General features: G+C 37.4%; 18 protein-coding genes. 16 read left to right on the top strand and 2 right to left on the bottom strand.

Annotated elements, in window-relative coordinates:
• Positions 1–21 precede the first annotated feature (21 nt).
• From hemW to deoC, 9 genes are all read left to right on the top strand, one after another.
• Positions 22–1,158, top strand: coding sequence for a radical SAM family heme chaperone HemW (gene hemW, locus EJF36_RS14020; RefSeq protein WP_125906916.1), 1,137 nt, complete (start codon positions 22–24; stop codon positions 1,156–1,158).
• Between the two features lie 122 nt (positions 1,159–1,280).
• Positions 1,281–2,315 (top strand): heat-inducible transcriptional repressor HrcA, encoded by a 1,035-nt coding sequence (gene hrcA, locus EJF36_RS14015; protein ID WP_125906915.1) that lies wholly within the window; start codon positions 1,281–1,283, stop codon positions 2,313–2,315.
• Between the two features lie 99 nt (positions 2,316–2,414).
• On the top strand, positions 2,415–3,008 hold the full coding sequence (gene grpE / locus EJF36_RS14010) for a nucleotide exchange factor GrpE (protein WP_125906914.1): 594 nt from the start codon (positions 2,415–2,417) through the stop codon (positions 3,006–3,008).
• Between the two features lie 41 nt (positions 3,009–3,049).
• Positions 3,050–4,888: a molecular chaperone DnaK gene (gene dnaK, locus EJF36_RS14005; protein ID WP_125906913.1), complete on the top strand. Its 1,839-nt coding sequence runs from the start codon at positions 3,050–3,052 to the stop codon at positions 4,886–4,888.
• Between the two features lie 282 nt (positions 4,889–5,170).
• Positions 5,171–6,304 carry a molecular chaperone DnaJ gene (dnaJ, locus tag EJF36_RS14000; RefSeq protein WP_125906912.1) on the top strand — a complete coding sequence of 378 codons (1,134 nt, stop codon included), beginning with the start codon at positions 5,171–5,173 and terminating at the stop codon, positions 6,302–6,304.
• A gap of 44 nt (positions 6,305–6,348) precedes the next feature.
• Positions 6,349–7,287 carry a 50S ribosomal protein L11 methyltransferase gene (prmA, locus tag EJF36_RS13995; protein WP_125906911.1) on the top strand — a complete coding sequence of 313 codons (939 nt, stop codon included), beginning with the start codon at positions 6,349–6,351 and terminating at the stop codon, positions 7,285–7,287.
• A 58-nt stretch (positions 7,288–7,345) separates the two neighbouring features.
• Positions 7,346–8,095 (top strand): 16S rRNA (uracil(1498)-N(3))-methyltransferase, encoded by a 750-nt coding sequence (locus tag EJF36_RS13990; RefSeq protein WP_125906910.1) that lies wholly within the window; start codon positions 7,346–7,348, stop codon positions 8,093–8,095.
• A 7-nt stretch (positions 8,096–8,102) separates the two neighbouring features.
• Positions 8,103–9,461, top strand: coding sequence for a tRNA (N(6)-L-threonylcarbamoyladenosine(37)-C(2))-methylthiotransferase MtaB (gene mtaB, locus EJF36_RS13985; RefSeq protein WP_125906909.1), 1,359 nt, complete (start codon positions 8,103–8,105; stop codon positions 9,459–9,461).
• Positions 9,462–9,688: 227 nt separating this feature from the next.
• On the top strand, positions 9,689–10,360 hold the full coding sequence (gene deoC / locus EJF36_RS13980; protein WP_125906908.1) for a deoxyribose-phosphate aldolase: 672 nt from the start codon (positions 9,689–9,691) through the stop codon (positions 10,358–10,360).
• Between the two features lie 117 nt (positions 10,361–10,477).
• On the opposite strand, the gene EJF36_RS13975 is transcribed toward deoC, so the two are convergent.
• Positions 10,478–11,398 (bottom strand): Na/Pi symporter, encoded by a 921-nt coding sequence (locus EJF36_RS13975; protein WP_312028285.1) that lies wholly within the window; start codon positions 11,396–11,398, stop codon positions 10,478–10,480.
• Between the two features lie 209 nt (positions 11,399–11,607).
• Here EJF36_RS13975 and rpsU point away from each other — a divergent pair, with 209 nt between their 5' ends.
• Positions 11,608–11,781, top strand: coding sequence for a 30S ribosomal protein S21 (gene rpsU / locus EJF36_RS13970; RefSeq protein ID WP_125906906.1), 174 nt, complete (start codon positions 11,608–11,610; stop codon positions 11,779–11,781).
• Between the two features lie 18 nt (positions 11,782–11,799).
• Entirely contained in the window at positions 11,800–12,246 is a 447-nt protein-coding gene (locus tag EJF36_RS13965; protein ID WP_125906905.1) for a GatB/YqeY domain-containing protein, read from the top strand.
• Positions 12,247–12,576: 330 nt separating this feature from the next.
• On the opposite strand, the gene EJF36_RS13960 is transcribed toward EJF36_RS13965, so the two are convergent.
• Positions 12,577–13,296 carry a hypothetical protein gene (locus EJF36_RS13960; protein WP_125906904.1) on the bottom strand — a complete coding sequence of 240 codons (720 nt, stop codon included), beginning with the start codon at positions 13,294–13,296 and terminating at the stop codon, positions 12,577–12,579.
• Between the two features lie 139 nt (positions 13,297–13,435).
• Here EJF36_RS13960 and EJF36_RS13955 point away from each other — a divergent pair, with 139 nt between their 5' ends.
• From EJF36_RS13955 to yqfD, 5 genes are all read left to right on the top strand, one after another.
• On the top strand, positions 13,436–14,788 hold the full coding sequence (locus tag EJF36_RS13955) for a nodulation protein NfeD (protein ID WP_395940593.1): 1,353 nt from the start codon (positions 13,436–13,438) through the stop codon (positions 14,786–14,788).
• Positions 14,785–15,780 carry a flotillin-like protein FloA gene (floA, locus tag EJF36_RS13950; RefSeq protein WP_125906903.1) on the top strand — a complete coding sequence of 332 codons (996 nt, stop codon included), beginning with the start codon at positions 14,785–14,787 and terminating at the stop codon, positions 15,778–15,780. The genes EJF36_RS13955 and floA overlap by 4 nt, the downstream gene beginning before the upstream one ends.
• 52 nt (positions 15,781–15,832) lie before the next feature.
• Positions 15,833–16,222, top strand: a complete 390-nt coding sequence (locus EJF36_RS13945) for a hypothetical protein (protein ID WP_125906902.1) — start codon at positions 15,833–15,835, stop codon at positions 16,220–16,222.
• Positions 16,223–16,301: 79 nt separating this feature from the next.
• A complete protein-coding gene (yqfC, locus tag EJF36_RS13940) occupies positions 16,302–16,601 on the top strand; it encodes a sporulation protein YqfC (RefSeq protein WP_125906901.1) in 300 nt (99 codons plus the stop codon).
• A gap of 77 nt (positions 16,602–16,678) precedes the next feature.
• Positions 16,679–17,866 (top strand): sporulation protein YqfD, encoded by a 1,188-nt coding sequence (gene yqfD / locus EJF36_RS13935; protein WP_125906900.1) that lies wholly within the window; start codon positions 16,679–16,681, stop codon positions 17,864–17,866.

Raw genomic sequence — 17,866 nt, 5'->3', positions numbered from 1 at the left:
ACATGAAGAGAGGTGTTAGCTGTGAAAGGAGCTTATATTCACATACCCTTTTGTGAACATATATGTCATTATTGCGACTTTAACAAGGTATTTTTACACAGACAACCAGTCGATGATTATTTAACTTCTCTAGAAGAAGAGATGAAAATTACTTTAAAAACATACCCTACAAAAAAGCTACAGTCTATTTATGTAGGAGGAGGCACGCCGACTGCTTTAAATACATTACAGCTTGAGCGTTTACTCGGCATAATAAAATCCAATTTACTTCCTTTAACGGATGATAATGTGGAATACACTTTTGAGGCAAATCCTGATGGTCTTGATGTTGAAAAGGTTCGAGTTTTAAAAGAGGGAAGAGTTAATCGACTTAGTGTGGGCGTTCAATCTTTTCAAGTGGATGAATTGAAGCAAATAGGGAGAACACATACAAGTGAACATGTTGAAAACATTGTTTCGCTCTTAAAAGAGCATGAATTTAACAATATTAATATCGATTTAATGTTTGGATTGCCTACCCAAACTCTAGATTCATTTAAGAATTCTATTGAACGTGCATTATCGTTGCAAATTCAACATGTTTCAGCTTATTCATTAATTGTTGAGCCGAAAACTGTTTTTTACAACTTGCAAAATAAAGGTAAGCTTCATCTACCGCCACAAGAAGATGAAGCAACAATGTATGAAGTTCTCATGGAAAAACTAGATGAGAATGGATTGAAGCAATATGAAATTAGTAACTTTGCTTTGCCAGGATTTGAATCAAAGCACAACTTATTGTACTGGGGAAATGAGGAGTATTATGGGTTTGGTGCTGGTGCTCATAGCTATGTTAATGGCAAGCGTAAAGCGAATATTGGACCAGTACAGAAATACATTGATGCAGTCAATCACCAGCAAAGGTTTACATCCTCGGAACAAGTGATTTCTAAAGAGGAAAAAATGGAAGAAGAAATGTTTCTTGGCTTACGAAAAATATCAGGAGTGTCGAAAAAAGTATTTTTTGAAAGATACAATGTAACTCTTGATGAAGTATATAGTAAACAGCTTGAAGATTTACTAGATAAAGGGCTTATAGTAAACGACGTAAATCATGTTGCCTTAACTTCAAAGGGAAAGTTACTTGGAAATGAAGTTTTTCAATCATTTTTACTATGAGACTGACAACATCTTTTCTTAATTAATTCAGACGTTTACATTGACATCGACATTCTGATTTGTTAATTTATATATTAGATTTAGCACTCGTTAGATAAGAGTGCTAACAGGGGTGATGAGTCATGCTTTCAGAACGACAACTGTTGATTTTGAAGGTTATTATTGATGATTTTATTCAGTCTGCTCAACCGGTGGGCTCGAGGGTTTTGTCTAAAAAAGAAGATATTAGTTTTAGTTCAGCTACAATTCGTAATGAAATGGCTGATCTGGAAGATCTTGGTTTTCTTGAAAAGACACACACATCATCAGGGCGAGTGCCTTCTGAAAAAGGCTATCGATTTTATGTTGATAACCTGCTTTTTCAATCGCAGCATCTAATGAATAATGATATTGTTAAGCTCAAGTCGATATTTTCAGAGCGCTTGTTTGAATTAGAGAAGCTTTTACAAAAATCAGCGCAAATTTTGTCGGATATAACGAATTATACTGCTATTTCGTTAGGTCCAGCTTTAAAAGAAAATAAGTTACGGAGTTTGCAAATTATTCCTATTAGTAAAGACACTGCTGTTGCGATCATTGTCACTGATAAGGGACATGTGCAAAACAAAACAATCACGTTTTCTCAGCAAATTAACCCAGCAGAGGTAGAAAAACTCGTTAATATACTAAATGAACAATTAGTGGGTGTACCGTTAGTTGATTTACGTGATCGAATGTACCTTGAGGTTTTCAAAATTTTAAAGCGACATATCCATAATTATGACAGTATGCTACAGGCAATTGTACAAACCTTTGATTTAGATCAAGCCGAAAAGCTATTTCTAAGTGGAAAAACAAACATGTTATCACAGCCGGAGTTTCATGACGTTGAAAAAGTGCGTTCGTTGCTTAGATTTATTGATCGAGAGCAGGATGTATATTCTTTAATACGATCCAATGGGGCAGGCATTCAGATAAAAATTGGTCGTGAAAACAATATTCAAGAAATTGAGAATTGCAGCTTAATTACTGCCACATATTCATTAGGTGGTGATCAGCTTGGGACTATTGCTTTGTTAGGTCCAACACGAATGGAATATTCTCGAGTTGTTGCAATGCTGAAGCTACTAACGACCGACTTATCGAAGGTATTTGACGATTTGTATCAAAGTGATTAGGAATGGATATATTGGATGAAGGTGGATATTTCCACCTTCAAAATATGGACTCATTACTATTCATAAGGATGTAGAAGCTTTTAAGGGAGGTGAACACTTGTGGAAAACGAAAAAACTGTCGCAGATCAGAATGAACTAGAAAATGAAGCTAACGAACAAGTTGATGCTCAAGTTGAACCAAGCGACACTAATACAAGTGATGTTGAGCAAATTAGAGATACTGATACAGCTAGTCAAAATGAAAGTGCACAAGTAACTGAACTAACAGCAAAGCTAGAGGAAACCGAAAATCGTTTACTCCGCTTACAAGCTGATTTTGACAACTATCGACGCCGTGTACGACTTGACATGGAGGCGGCTGAAAAATATAGAGCACAAAGCTTAATTAATGATATTTTACCAGCATTGGATAACTTTGAAAGAGCGATGAAAGTAGAAGCTACTGATGATGCAAGTAAATCGCTAATGAAAGGGATGGAAATGGTTTATCGCCAGCTATTAGATGCTTTAACTAAAGAAGGTGTTGAAGCTATTCAAGCTGTCGGAGAACAATTTGATCCACATCTTCATCAAGCTGTGATGCAGGAGGACAATTCAGATTATCCAGCAAACACTGTGATTGAAGAGTTCCAAAAAGGTTACAAGTTAAAAGATCGCGTCATTCGCCCGTCTATGGTTAAGGTAAATAACTAGACAGCGCTACATATATATAATCAAAATGGAGGTAAATCAAGATGAGCAAAATTATCGGAATTGACTTAGGAACAACAAACTCGTGTGTGGCTGTTCTTGAGGGTGGAGAACCAAAGGTTATTCCTAACCCGGAAGGAAATCGTACAACACCTTCTGTTGTTGCATTCAAAAATGGTGAACGCCAAGTAGGTGAAGTGGCAAAACGCCAAGCTATCACGAATCCTAACACGATTATCTCAATTAAACGTCATATGGGTACTGATTTCAAGGTTGAAGTGGAAGATAAATCATTTACTCCTCAAGAGGTTTCTGCGATGGTTCTTCAGCATTTAAAATCTTACGCTGAAGCATATTTAGGAGAGCCTGTTACTAAAGCAGTTATAACAGTTCCTGCGTACTTCAATGATGCTGAACGACAAGCTACCAAAGATGCAGGTAAGATTGCAGGATTAGAAGTTGAACGTATTATTAACGAGCCAACTGCTGCAGCATTAGCATATGGTTTAGATAAAACAGACGAAGATCAAACAATTCTTGTTTATGACCTAGGTGGTGGTACGTTTGACGTATCTATCCTTGAACTAGGTGATGGTGTGTTTGAAGTAAAAGCTACTGCAGGTGACAATCGTCTTGGTGGAGATGATTTTGACCAAGTTATTATTGATTATCTTGTACAAGAATTCAAAAAAGAAAACGGAATTGATTTATCAAAAGATAAAATGGCTTTACAACGTTTAAAGGATGCTGCTGAGAAAGCGAAAAAGGATTTGTCAGGTGTAACGAGCACACAAATTTCTTTACCGTTTATCACAGCTGGAGAAGCAGGTCCTCTTCATTTAGAGTTAACTCTATCTCGTGCTAAATTTGAAGAAATTTCTTTACCGTTAGTTGAGCGTACAATGGGTCCTGTTCGCCAAGCAATCTCCGATGCAGGTCTATCTAATAGTGAAATTGATAAAGTTATCCTTGTAGGTGGATCAACTCGTATTCCTGCAGTTCAAGAGGCTATTAAAAAAGCAGTTGGAAAAGAGCCAAGCAAAGGTGTAAACCCAGATGAGGTTGTTGCAATGGGGGCAGCCATCCAAGGTGGCGTTATTACAGGAGATGTTAAAGACGTTGTACTTCTTGACGTTACTCCACTTTCATTAGGTATCGAAACAATGGGTGGTGTATTTACAAAATTAATCGAGCGTAACACAACAATACCTACAAGTAAGTCACAAGTATTCTCAACTGCGGCTGACAATCAAACAGCTGTTGATATCCATGTACTTCAAGGTGAGCGTTCAATGGCTGCTGATAACAAGACACTTGGTAGATTCCAACTAAGTGATATTCCACCAGCACCACGTGGTATTCCACAAATTGAAGTATCATTTGACATTGATAAAAACGGTATCGTAAGTGTCCGTGCAAAAGATCTTGGTACTAATAAAGAGCAATCTATTGTTATCAAATCTTCTACAAACTTATCAGACGATGAAATTGATCGTATGGTTAAAGAAGCAGAGTCAAATGCTGAAGCGGATAAAAAGCGTAAAGAAGAAGTTGACTTGCGTAACGAAGCGGATCAATTAGTATTCACTGTGGACAAAACTCTAAAAGACTTAGAGGATAAAGTGTCTGAAGAAGAAAAAGCAAAAGCAACAGAGGCGAAAGATGCTTTAAAAGCAGCGCTTGAAAAGAATGAAAGCATCGATGATATTCGTGCAAAGAAGGATGCTCTTCAAGAAATTGTACAGCAGCTATCGGTGAAGCTATATGAAGAAGCTGCAAAAGCACAACAAGCAGGCCAAGGGGCTGGAGAAGCTGAAGGCGCTACTAAACAGGATGATGACGTAGTAGATGCAGAATTTGAAGAAGTAGATAATAATAAGTAATAGAGAATAAATAGGATTACAGGATCAGTGTCAAAGCTGATCCTGCCTTCTCAAACAAGCAGTCAAAGTCCTAACAAATAAGACTTTGACTTTTTTCTTGTTACATGATGAGTGCTAGTAGCTTAGCTTAAAAATTAGCGCCTAACGCTTTTTCTAAAATACAAAAAAATAAGTTCTCAACCTAGATTACTGTCTAGCGCCAGGCGCCATACTTTTCTTAGTTGCTTGAGGCAAACATTTGGTGTTACAATAATTTTTATGTGAGAAATCGGGAGTGGTAAAATGAGCAAGCGCGATTATTACGAAGTCTTAGGCGTTGAAAAAGGTGCCTCTAAGGATGAAATCAAAAAAGCGTATCGTAAACTATCGAAAAAGTACCATCCAGATATAAATAAAGAAGCTGATGCGGCAGATAAATTTAAAGAAATAGCTGAAGCTTATGAGGTGTTAACTGACGATACGAAGCGAGCGCAGTACGACCGCTTTGGACATGCTGGAGCTAACCAGCAAGGATTCGGTGGGAGCGGTGATTTCAGCGACTTTGGCTTTGGTGGTTTTGAAGATATTTTCGATACATTTTTCGGTGGGGGTGGCGGAAGACGCCGTCGTGACCCGAATGCACCAAGACAAGGTGCTGATTTACAATATACAATGACTATTACTTTTGAGGAAGCTGCCTTCGGAAAAGAAACAGACATCGAAATTCCTCGTGAAGAAGAGTGTGATACATGTCATGGCTCTGGAGCTAAAGCTGGTACAAAACCAGAAACATGTTCACATTGTCATGGGACGGGGCAAATGTCTGTTGAGCAAAATACCCCATTTGGCCGTATTGTCAATAGACGTGTATGTTCATACTGTAATGGAACAGGTAAATTTATTAAAGATAAATGTGCGACATGCTCTGGTGCTGGTAAAGTGAAAAAACGTAAGAAGATTCATGTGAAAATTCCAGCGGGTGTAGATGATGGACAACAACTTCGTGTTACTGGTCAAGGTGAACCAGGCGTTAACGGAGGACCTCCAGGTGACTTATATATCGTATTCCATGTAAAGCCGCATGAGTTTTTTGAACGAGATGGGGACGATATATATTGTGAAATGCCATTAACTTATGTGCAAGCTGCTCTTGGAGATGAGATTGAAGTACCGACCTTACATGGAAAAGTAAAATTAAAAATTCCATCAGGTACACAAACAGGTACGAAATTCCGCTTAAGAGGTAAAGGTGTACCAAATGTTCGAGGGTACGGACAGGGTGATCAACATATTCGTATTCGTGTTATTACACCAACAAATTTAACAGAAAAACAAAAACAATTATTACGTGATTTTGCTGAAATTAGCGGACAAGTGCCTGATGAGCAGCATGAAAACTTTTTCTCAAAGGTGAAACGAGCTTTTACAGGAGATTGATAATCTAGCTTAACGCGGTTTCGCATATTAGGAGTGACTTATTTGTGAAATGGTCAGAAATTACAATACAAACAAGTGATGAAGCTGTGGAGGCTATTTCAAACATTCTTCACGAAGCAGGCGCGAGTGGAGTTGTTATTGAAGATCCTCGTGACCTGCAGAGAAACTGGAGTACCCCATTTGGTGAAATTTATGATCTGAACCCAGCGGAGTATCCTACTGAAGGTGTTATTTTAAAAGCATATTTATTAGATAACGACGAGCTCTCTCGAAAAATAGACGACATTCACCAGGCTATTGAAAATTTACGCCAGTTTGAAATCAATATTGGTTTAAATAGAATATCTGTTGGTGAAGTGAACGAAGAAGAATGGGCTAATGCATGGAAGCAATATTATCATCCTGTGCGCATATCTGAATGTTTTACAGTTGTCCCAACTTGGGAAGACTATGAACCAGCAAGTGAACAAGAGAAAATTATTCAATTAGACCCTGGTATGGCATTTGGAACAGGCACACATGCGACAACAGTATTGTGCTTACGTGCTCTCGAGAAGGCTGTTCATGAAGGAGATCACGTAGTTGATGTAGGAACAGGATCGGGTATCTTGAGCATAGGTGCCGCCATGCTTGGTGCTTCTTCAGTTCGCGCTCTAGATTTAGATGATGTAGCTGTTAAAGTATCTAAAGAAAATATAGCGCTAAATAAAGTTGAGGAAACAATATCTGTAGAAAAAAATAACTTACTACATGGTATTAAAGAGCAAGCAGATGTTATTGTCGCTAATATTTTAGCGGATGTAATATTACTATTCACAGACGATGCATATCGACTATTAAAGCACAACGGTTACTTTGTTGTGTCAGGTATTATTAAAGAAAAGAAGCAATTGGTGCTTGATGGTCTGCAACAAAGTGGGTTTGAAGACCCTGAAGTATCCGAGCAAGAGGATTGGGTTTGTATCACAGTAAGAAAATTATGATAAAGCTTATTGACGGTAGCCTATACCGTCAATTTAATTTATGTAGAGGTGTACAAGTGTGCAACGATATTTTGTGAGTGGGAATCAGTTTAGCGATAGTTCGGTAACTATTCAAGGGGAAGATGTGCATCATATCACTCGTGTTATGAGAATGACAGATGGTGCCGAAATTATATGTTGCAATGATCATGGTGAAGCCGCCCTCTGTAAAATAGCAAAAACTACTAATGATTATGTTGAAGCAAATATTGTAAAATGGTTGGAGGACTCTCCTGAGTTACCAATCTCTATTACAATTGCTAGCGGTCTTCCAAAAGGTGATAAATTGGAGTTAATAGTACAAAAGGGTACTGAGCTTGGTGCCGCTGAATTTATCCCATTTCAAGCAAAACGTTCTATTACAAAGTGGGATGACAAAAAAAGTACTAAAAAAATAGATAGACTTCAAAAAATTGCGAAGGAGGCTGCTGAACAGTCTCATCGAAATGCAATACCACATGTATATGAGCCACATACATTACGTGATTTGATAAATATTAGTAAGAACTATGATTATACACTAGTAGCTTTTGAGGAGTCAGCAAAACAGAATGACATAAGTACACTCTCGCAGACCTTGATAGCTATGAATAAACAACAGAAACTGTTAGTTGTATTTGGTCCAGAGGGTGGTCTCGATGAAACAGAAATTAACCTACTAACAGAGAATGGGTTTTTATGCTGCGGTCTCGGCCCTAGAATATTACGTACGGAAACAGCGCCATTATATGTGTTGGCTGCTGCTTCCTATCAATTTGAGATGAGGTGACAAAATAATGCCTACAGTTGCATTCCACACACTTGGATGTAAAGTGAATCATTATGAGACAGAGGCAATCTGGCAGCTTTTTAAACAAGCTAGCTACGAACGGACAGACTTCGAAAAAGCTGCGGATGTATATGTTATTAATACATGTACTGTAACAAATACAGGGGACAAAAAAAGTCGCCAAGTGATAAGACGTGCTATTAGGAAAAATCCTGATGCTGTTATTTGTGTAACGGGCTGTTACGCACAAACGTCACCAGCGGAAATTATGGCAATCCCTGGCGTAGACATTGTAGTAGGTACGCAGGACCGTACAAAAATGCTTAGTTATATTGAGCAATATAAAAATGAGCGTAAGCCTATTAATGGTGTTGGTAACATCATGAAAACACGAGTTTATGAGGAGTTAGATGTACCAGCGTTCACTGATAGAACACGAGCATCATTAAAGATACAAGAAGGGTGTAATAACTTCTGTACGTTTTGCATTATTCCGTGGGCTCGAGGTTTAATGCGCTCTCGTGATCCGCAAGAAGTTATTCGTCAAGCGCAGCAACTAGTGGCTGCAGGATACAAGGAAATAGTGTTAACAGGTATTCATACAGGTGGTTACGGAGAAGACATGAAAGATTACAACCTTGCCATGCTTCTTCGAGACCTTGAAGAACAAGTTGACGGCTTAAAGCGTATACGTATTTCATCAATTGAGGCTAGTCAAATTACTGATGAGGTAATAAAAGTATTAGCGCATTCCAAAAAAGTAGTGCGACATCTACACGTGCCACTTCAGTCAGGCTCAGATACTGTATTAAAACGTATGCGTCGCAAATATTCTATGGCATTTTTTGCAGAACGTTTAGAACGTCTTCGCGAGGCTTTACCTGGAGTAGCTATTACATCTGATGTTATAGTAGGATTTCCAGGTGAAACAGAAGAAGAATTTATTGAAACATACAATTTTATTAAAGAAAATCGTTTCAGTGAATTACATGTGTTCCCATATTCAAAACGCACAGGTACTCCTGCTGCGAGAATGGAAGACCAGGTAGACGAAGAAGTCAAGAATCAACGTGTTCATAGACTTATTTCACTATCTGATCAACTTGCTAAAGAATATGCTTCTACCTATGAAAATGAAGTGCTTGAGATTATTCCAGAAGAGGAGTCGAAAGAGCAACAAGGTAAGCTAGTGGGATATACAGATAATTACTTGAAAGTTGTTATAGATGGAGATGAAAATTTGATTGGACAGCTTGTTAAGGTGAAAATTACTAAAGCAGGGTATCCGTTAAATGAAGGTCAATTTGTCCGTGTTATAACAGAAAAGGCAATTACAGAAACAGATAAAATTAAATTAACATCATAAGCCTCGCGCTCTGCGGGGTTTTTTTGAAGTTATTCTCATAAACCTAGATACTAGTGTGTTCATGAATGAGTATTACTGCAATTCAAGAGTTCTATTGTTATGTAAAGTTTTTATTTGGAAAATATGTTGCTTTTCAAATTACTTTCACTTTTTCTAGTTATAACATGCTCGTAAACAGATAAAGATAATGGTATTATACAATAGGAACTATGAAAGGAGCGTACATAATGAATTTTGACGTTGCAAAAATGATAGACCATACTGCTCTAAAGGCAGATACAACAAAACAAGCAATTATAAAGCTTTGTGAAGAAGCTAAGGAATACACATTTGCTTCTGTTTGTGTAAATCCCACTTGGGTCAAGCTTGCTGCAGAGCTTTTAAAAGGCACAGAAGTAAAGGTTTGTACAGTGATTGGATTCCCGCTAGGGGCTAATACACCGGAAACAAAAGCTTTTGAAACAACAGATGCCATTAAAAATGGTGCTACTGAAGTTGATATGGTTATAAATATTGGAGCTTTAAAGGATGGAGACGATGAGTTAGTTGAGCGTGATGTTCGCGCTGTTGTAGATGCTGCTGCAGGAAAAGCATTAACAAAGGTTATCATTGAAACTTCACTTTTGACTGATGAGGAAAAAGTACGTGCGTGTCAAATTTCAGTAAAAGCTGGAACAGATTTTGTTAAAACATCAACAGGCTTTTCAACTGGAGGCGCAACGGTAGAGGATATTGCTCTTATGCGTAAAACAGTTGGACCAGATATTGGAGTAAAAGCTTCGGGTGGCGTGAGAGATGTTGCTGGCGCAAAAGCTATGATTGAAGCAGGTGCAACTCGCATTGGCGCAAGTGCTGGCATAGCGATAGTAAAAGGGTTACAATCTGATAGTGATTATTAAGCGATAGAAAAGTGTCCAGTGTAGAACTGGACACTTTTTAATATTTTCTATAAAAGTAAAACACATATTTGGCGGTCACGATGAGGCTAGCTTAGTTTTTTTCGAGAGGCCTCTTACCTAACTAGTACGTCCATGTAGCTTTATAATAAAGGTGGCTAATAAGCCTGTTAAAGGTAATGCAATAATTGATGAAAGAACATTAAATATTAAACTTACATGAGCAAGTTGAACATCTGGAAATGAAGTCAATGTACTTGCGACATACACGAACCATTTAATAAGAGGAAAGAATAAGATTACTCCGATTACATTAAGCCAGACATGTGTATAGGCAGTGAGTTTAGCTTGATGTGAAGCGCCTATACTTGCCAGTAAAGCGGTGACACATGTACCTACATTAGCGCCTAACACTATAGCAATACCAGTAGAAAGACTTAGTATATTTTCATTTAAAAAGCTCATAATGATACCAGTTGTTGCGGTGCTCGATTGTATAATGGCAGTTAGTACAGTGCCTATAGCCACAGCAAGTAAGCTGTTGTTGTTTGACTCTTGTAAAAATGTTTGAACTGATGGTATAACAGAAATAGGAGCTGCAAGCAGTTCGAATCCATTCATAGATACAAACATACAACCTAAACCAAAGAGGAAAGCACCAAAGCTAAAAATTTTCACTTTAGGTACAAACATTAAAAGGGTACCAACAACAAGAAATGGGATTATTACATTAGAAAGGTCGAATGTAATAATTTCTGTAGTAAAGGTTGTACCGATGTTTGTGCCTAATATAATACCGATTGACTGCTTAAAAGTGATGTATCCAGCTGTTACTAGTCCTATTGTAAGGATGGTCACGGCTGAACTACTTTGTAAAATAGCTGTAATAATCGTGCCTGTTATTAGTCCTTTAAAAGGATTATCTGTGAATTTAATTAAATATGCTTTCATTTTGTTCGCAGATAAATTGAATAGTCCTACACGCATAACAGTCATACCAAAAATAAATAAAATAACGAATACTAAAAAGTTTGATATCATATCCAACACATGGCTTCCCCCCATTGTACTACCATTATATGGACGAGTTATTGAATGTATGACTTCGATAAAATAAATAATACAGTTGACCTCACAATTGACATATATTATACTTGATAAGTACATGTTTACCATGTACTATAGATACATGAATAAGCAAGATTCTTTCATGTGAAAGTTTGTCGTTGTTTTCGGAGGGAGGGAAAGATATGTCAAAAACGGTCGTTCGTAAAAACGAATCGCTTGAGGATGCTCTTCGTCGTTTCAAACGCACAGTTATTAAATCAGGTACGCTTCAAGAAACAAGAAAGCGTGAATTCTATGAAAAGCCAAGCGTAAAACGTAAGAAAAAGTCTGAAGCTGCTCGTAAGCGTAAATTCTAAAAGAGGGTGTAGTAAGCTATGAGTCTTCTTGAACGTTTAAATAACGACATGAAGCAAGCGATGAAGAATAAGGATAAGGACAAATTGTCTGTCATCCGGATGGTAAAAGCATCTTTACAGAATGAAGCCATCAAGGTAAAAAAAGATGGATTGTCGGAAGATGAAGAAATGACTGTTCTTTCTCGTGAGTTAAAGCAAAGAAAAGACTCCCTCCAAGAGTTTAAGGCAGCAGGTCGGGATGATCTTGCAGATAAAACGCAAGGTGAAATCGAGATAATTCAACAGTATATGCCCGAACAACTTGGTGAAGAGAAATTACTCGCTATTGTGAATGAAACAATTGCTGAGGTAGGTGCTTCAACTAAGGCAGATATGGGAAAAGTAATGGCAGCCATTATGCCTAAAGTAAAAGGCAAAGCTGATGGCGGTCTAGTTAATAAACTCGTCCAACAACAATTATCATAGAAACAAAAAGCACTAATCAATATGATTAGTGCTTTTTTGGTGCCTGTGAAAATACTTTACAGCCTTAGCTTGTTCAAAGCTATACACATTTGTGATAGTCATTAAAGATCAAGAATTAGTGGTTTATCAAGACTTACAAAAATTTTTTTTTTGGCACTGTTAAAGAGCCAGGTCGGTTTGTTATTGTAGCGAGATGTAGCGGAAATCAACAACAAGGTTTAACACACGCAAAATTTTTCACATAAATACATGTAATAAAAGTTATCCACAGTTATTACAGGGCAGAGCCATATTTTTAGTAAGAATTTCGGGTATTATTGAAAAAGTTTATTAATTAACTTGAATAGTTTTTAACATTGCCCAAAAGCTGGGCTCTATTCCTTCTGCAGCTTCTTTGCCAGGTATAAATAAAGTAAATCTAAATGTAACATCATCAATGTTTTGCACTACATGAACAGCTGACATATGAATATTGTTGGCATCTTTTGTGTTTACAAGCATATGCAGCTTAGCTTTATGAAAATAAGGGTCAAGATTGGAGGTGGGATCTAATTCAAGAACAGTCCCATCACTTTGTTTAATATTAGTTTTTATCGCATCAATATTCGGGTTATTTCCTAAAGTCTCAATTCTCACAAAAAAGTCACCGTCATACTCTGATATTAAAATATCCTTACCTGGCTCCTCGCTTTCTAAAGAAAACTGGTCTAATACATACATTGAATAATTGAGTTGTGTACTTTCGTATAGCGTTGCTTCGCGTAAGTCTGTTATTCCTTCAACGAAAACTTCAAGTCTTTTTGTTTTTTCGCGATTCTGTTCTGAGCTAGTTGTTTTTGTTTTTTCTCCTTTGTCATCTTGGTTGACCTCTGTTTCGGATTGATCAGTTTGTGCCGGTTCGTCTATATTTTCATCATTATTATTTTGTCCATCGGTTTGTTGTTCTGTTTGAGAGATTGAAGAATTGGGTTGTTGTTCAGTTACATCAATACAGGCTGACAAAGTTAACGTAGCAAAGATAATAAAAATAGTTCCCGTTAATTTTTTCATAACAAATTCCCCCTTTTGTAAATTTGAACGTAAAAAAAAGAGAAAAGTTACACAATATAAAAAATGATAAATTTTCTTTTGAAACTTTACACGCAATAATTCGTATATACATTTGCAGAGTATTAAGGGGGTGAAGAGTATGAAAAATGTGAATAAGTTTATAGCGTTTGCATTACTTTTTAGTGCTTTCTTTATGTTTATAATGAACTTAACTAGTCTTAGTATAACGAACGCTAAAAATGAAGAGGTATATGTTATACCACTTGAAGAAACAGTTGAAAAAGGATTATATGCATTTATTGATCGATCACTTGATGAAGCCGAAGAAGCTGGCGCTAGTATGATAATTCTTGAAGTAAACACGCCAGGTGGAGCGGTTGATGCTGCCAGTGATATAGGCAAACGCTTGTCAGCTGTTAAACTACCACTAGTTGCATTTGTAAATACCGAGGCTTTGTCAGCGGGGGCATATATTTCATTGCATGCAGAACAAATATTCATGACGCCAGGTGCAACAATGGGAGCTGCAGCTGTTATCGATCAACAAGGCAATGCAGCTGACAAAAAAGCACAATCATATTGGAACGCAGCTATGAAAAGTGCTGCTGAATTACATGGTCGTGATCCTAAATATGCGTTAGCAATGGCAGATGAGTCTATAGATTTACCTGAGTTTGGTGCAGGAGAAGGGGAACTGTTAACTTTAACAGCCGAACAAGCTTTGCAAGTCAATTATGCTAATGGGATTGTTAAAGATCGTAATGAGCTTTTACAGCTTCTAGGATATGAAGATGCCACTATTGTGGAGACGAAAGTTAGCTTTGCAGAAAATATCGCTCGTTTATTAACCAATCCATTCGTTATCCCAATTTTACTTTCGATTGCGAGCTTAGGACTAATTGTTGAATTGTATTCTCCAGGATTTGGAATACCTGGTTTGATGGGTATTACAGCATTGTTGTTGTTTTTCTATGGTCATTTAGTTGCTGGTTTAGCTGGCATGGAATCAATTATTTTGTTTATAATCGGGATTATTTTATTATTTGCTGAGTTATTTGTTCCTGGGGGAATATTAGGACTGATTGGTGCCGTGGCAGTTATAGCAAGTATCTTTGTGGCGTCTGATAATGTAACACATATGGCCGTTTCATTGTTAGTTGCAATTGGCTTAGCTATTTTAGGTTCAATTATCATGTTCAGAGTTTTTGGCAAGCGAATTCAATTATTCCGAAGGCTAATATTAGCTGACTCCACGAATACAGAAAGTGGCTACGTATCAAATACAAATCGTCTTGATTTAATAGGCTTGACTGGTACAGCAATGACAGATTTACGCCCGAGTGGCATGGCGCTAATTCATAATGAGAGATTAGATGTTGTATCTGAAGGTCAATTTATTAGACAACATGATATAATTAAAATTGTAAAAGTAGAAGGTTCGCGAATTGTTGTGCGAAAATTCGACAATGATGATAAGGAGGAAAATGAATGACACCAGGAAACATTTTATTACTTCTAGCAATTGCAGTAGGGATTTTATTATTAGGTGTTATTTTTACATTTGTCCCAGTTATGCTGTGGATTTCAGCTCTTGCAGCTGGTGTAAGAATTAGCATACTTACATTAATTGGGATGAGATTAAGACGTGTTATTCCATCAAGAGTAATTAACCCGTTAATTAAAGCATCCAAAGCTGGCTTAACGGTTACAATTAACCAATTGGAAAGCCACTACTTAGCTGGTGGTAACGTTGACCGTGTAGTGAATGCACTTATTGCTGCACATCGTGCTAATATTGAGCTTAGCTTTGAACGTGCGGCTGCTATTGACTTAGCAGGTCGTGACGTACTAGAAGCCGTACAAATGAGCGTTAACCCAAAAGTTATTGAAACACCTTTTATTGCTGGTGTTGCAATGGATGGTATTGAAGTAAAGGCGAAGGCAAGAATAACAGTTCGCGCCAATATTGAGCGCCTTGTTGGGGGTGCTGGTGAGGAAACTGTCATCGCTCGTGTTGGTGAAGGTATTGTCTCAACAATAGGTTCATCTGGTAATCATAAAAAGGTTCTAGAAAACCCTGACTTAATTTCACAAACTGTATTAACAAAAGGTCTGGATGCTGGTACTGCATTCGAAATCTTATCGATTGATATTGCTGATGTTGATATCGGTAAAAACATTGGTGCCGAGCTACAAACAGAGCAAGCTGAAGCCGACAAAAACATTGCGCAAGCTAAAGCGGAGGAACGACGTGCTATGGCTGTTGCTCAGGAGCAAGAAATGAAGGCGCGCGTTGAAGAGATGCGTGCAAAAGTAGTAGAGGCCGAAGCTGAAGTACCGCTAGCAATGTCAGAGGCACTGCGCACGGGTAAATTAGGTGTTATGGATTATTTTAATATGAAGAATGTTGTAGCAGATACAGATATGAGAACATCAATTGGCAAATTGTCGAAGGATGAAACCCAAAATGATGATCAGTCATGATGACGCCTAACTGTAAAAGGAGGGGATTGTCATCGATAGTATTATTGAGTTTGTGTTAAATAATATATTTTTCGTCGTGATTGTATTAGCTGGTTTGTTTAATTTTTTTAAGGCTAAAAATCAAACTCAGCAACAAAGGCCTGTACGACGTGTACCTGCTGAATCTTATGAACCCATTAATACTCCTGTCGACATGGAGATAGATGAGCCGTTTGATTTTAATCTGACAAAGTATCAGGATATTACAAAGGCAGAAGCACCGAAGGTTGTTGAGAAACCAAAACCAGAAAAATACCGAAGACATGAAAAGACAATTACAAAGCGTATTGAAAAACCCGCTACTAAGCGTGGCGTGAACTTTTCAAAAGACAATGTTGTTGAAGGTGTTGTGTGGGCAGAAATTTTAGGTCCACCAAGATCAAAAAAGCCTTATAACAGGTAGTGTCTTTTAAATTTCTAAGTTAAGCAAACTAAATTTTAAATAATTGTGTTACAACCCCCTTTTATTTCATAAACATGAGATGAAAGGGGGTTCTTTTGTGGTTAGAAAGATTAAACAACAATGGCGTAATTGGATGACAAATAAAATGGAACTACCCGCCGATGTCATGATGGATTTGCCGAGGATCACAATGATTGGTCAAATTCATATTTACATAGAAAATCACCGAGGACTTTTAACCTTTTCGGATCAAGAACTTCGCTTATTATTAAAGCAAGGTCAACTTCTTATAAAAGGTAATTCGTTTGTTATTAAAACCATTTTGCCTGAAGAAATTTTATTAGAAGGTCATATTGATGAAGTAACATTTATTGAGTAATTTTATCCATCGGTGGCTGTTAGCCACCGGTGGCATTAAATACATATTACGATAGTGTAACGGGGGTGTCATGACGGATGAAAAATCATTGGACAAACTTCTTTGGAGGCCATGTGCAAGTGTCTGTTCAAGGAAAAGGGGTAGAACGTTTCATTAATGCATGCGTACGTGATGGTATAGATATATGGCATGTGAAAAAGGTAGGATCAGAGTCAGCATTATTTAACATTAAACTTGACGATGTTTCTAGGTTAAGAGTTGTGGTTAGACAAAGTGATTATAAAGTTTCGTTCAAAAAAAGAATTGGCTTTCCGTTCCTTGCCATAAGAGCCAGGTCTAATAGTGGATTCATTGTCGGGGCGCTGTTTTTTTGTTTTGTACTATTTATTTTATCAAACATGGTATGGGGGATAGAAATAACAGGGGCAAAACCGGAGATGGAGCACAGTATACAAAAGAAGCTTAATGAAATTGGGGTGCAAAAAGGTGCGTTGCAGTTTTTCTTAGACTCACCAGAAGGTATACAAAGAAGACTAACGAATGAGATAGATGGTATTACTTGGATAGGTGTAAAGTTAAAAGGGACAACCTACCATTTCAAAGTTGTTGAAAAGAATATACCAACTCCAGCAGACTATGTAAGTCCTCGTAATCTTATTGCAAGCAAAAAAGCTGTCATTGTTGATATGTTTGTTGAAGAGGGACAGCCTTTAGTCGCAGTTAATGATTTTGTTAAGAAAGGCGATACGCTAGTGTCAGGTATTTTAGGTAAAGAAGAAGACACGAAGATTGTTCCCGCTCGTGGTGTTGTTTGGGGTGAAACCTGGTACCAGTCTACCGTGGAAGTTCCTATGCAAACAGAGTTTAGTGTGATGACAGGTAATTCTGTTACCTCTCATTATCTTAAAGTTGCAGGTGTTAAAATTCCATTTTGGGGGTTTAACAAACCAACATTTTCTGCAATTGAGGAGAATACAGTTACACACTCGTTACATTTTTTACGCTGGAAGCTACCAATTGAATATGAGCGATTAATAAAGCATGAGAAAGAGGATATTATAAGAGAATACACTTTTTCAGAGGCTGTTAATGCCGGAAAACAAATAGCTCATAAAGAGCTGTCCGACAAATTATCGGATGATGCAACGATAAAAGGTGAAAAAGTTTTGCACCAATCCCAAAGGAATGGTAAAGTAAAGTTAATCATTCACTTTCAAGTCATAGAAAATATTGCTAAACCACAACCGATTATTCAAGGAGATTGA

Origin of the sequence: Bacillus sp. HMF5848 (assembly GCF_003944835.1) — a bacterium.
Lineage (GTDB): Bacteria > Bacillota > Bacilli > Bacillales > HMF5848 > HMF5848.
This window is presented reverse-complemented; position numbering and strand designations above follow the sequence as displayed.

Coding starts and splice junctions, on each gene's coding strand:
- EJF36_RS13960 (WP_125906904.1), bottom strand. CDS start 13,296: ATGAAAAAATTAACGGGAACTATTTTTATTATCTTTGCTACGTTAACT.
- hrcA (WP_125906915.1), top strand. CDS start 1,281: ATGCTTTCAGAACGACAACTGTTGATTTTGAAGGTTATTATTGATGAT.
- yqfD (WP_125906900.1), top strand. CDS start 16,679: ATGAAAAATCATTGGACAAACTTCTTTGGAGGCCATGTGCAAGTGTCT.
- EJF36_RS13975 (WP_312028285.1), bottom strand. CDS start 11,398: ATGATATCAAACTTTTTAGTATTCGTTATTTTATTTATTTTTGGTATG.
- dnaJ (WP_125906912.1), top strand. CDS start 5,171: ATGAGCAAGCGCGATTATTACGAAGTCTTAGGCGTTGAAAAAGGTGCC.
- EJF36_RS13955 (WP_395940593.1), top strand. CDS start 13,436: ATGAAAAATGTGAATAAGTTTATAGCGTTTGCATTACTTTTTAGTGCT.
- deoC (WP_125906908.1), top strand. CDS start 9,689: ATGAATTTTGACGTTGCAAAAATGATAGACCATACTGCTCTAAAGGCA.
- floA (WP_125906903.1), top strand. CDS start 14,785: ATGACACCAGGAAACATTTTATTACTTCTAGCAATTGCAGTAGGGATT.
- rpsU (WP_125906906.1), top strand. CDS start 11,608: ATGTCAAAAACGGTCGTTCGTAAAAACGAATCGCTTGAGGATGCTCTT.
- dnaK (WP_125906913.1), top strand. CDS start 3,050: ATGAGCAAAATTATCGGAATTGACTTAGGAACAACAAACTCGTGTGTG.
- mtaB (WP_125906909.1), top strand. CDS start 8,103: ATGCCTACAGTTGCATTCCACACACTTGGATGTAAAGTGAATCATTAT.
- yqfC (WP_125906901.1), top strand. CDS start 16,302: ATGAAAGGGGGTTCTTTTGTGGTTAGAAAGATTAAACAACAATGGCGT.
- EJF36_RS13965 (WP_125906905.1), top strand. CDS start 11,800: ATGAGTCTTCTTGAACGTTTAAATAACGACATGAAGCAAGCGATGAAG.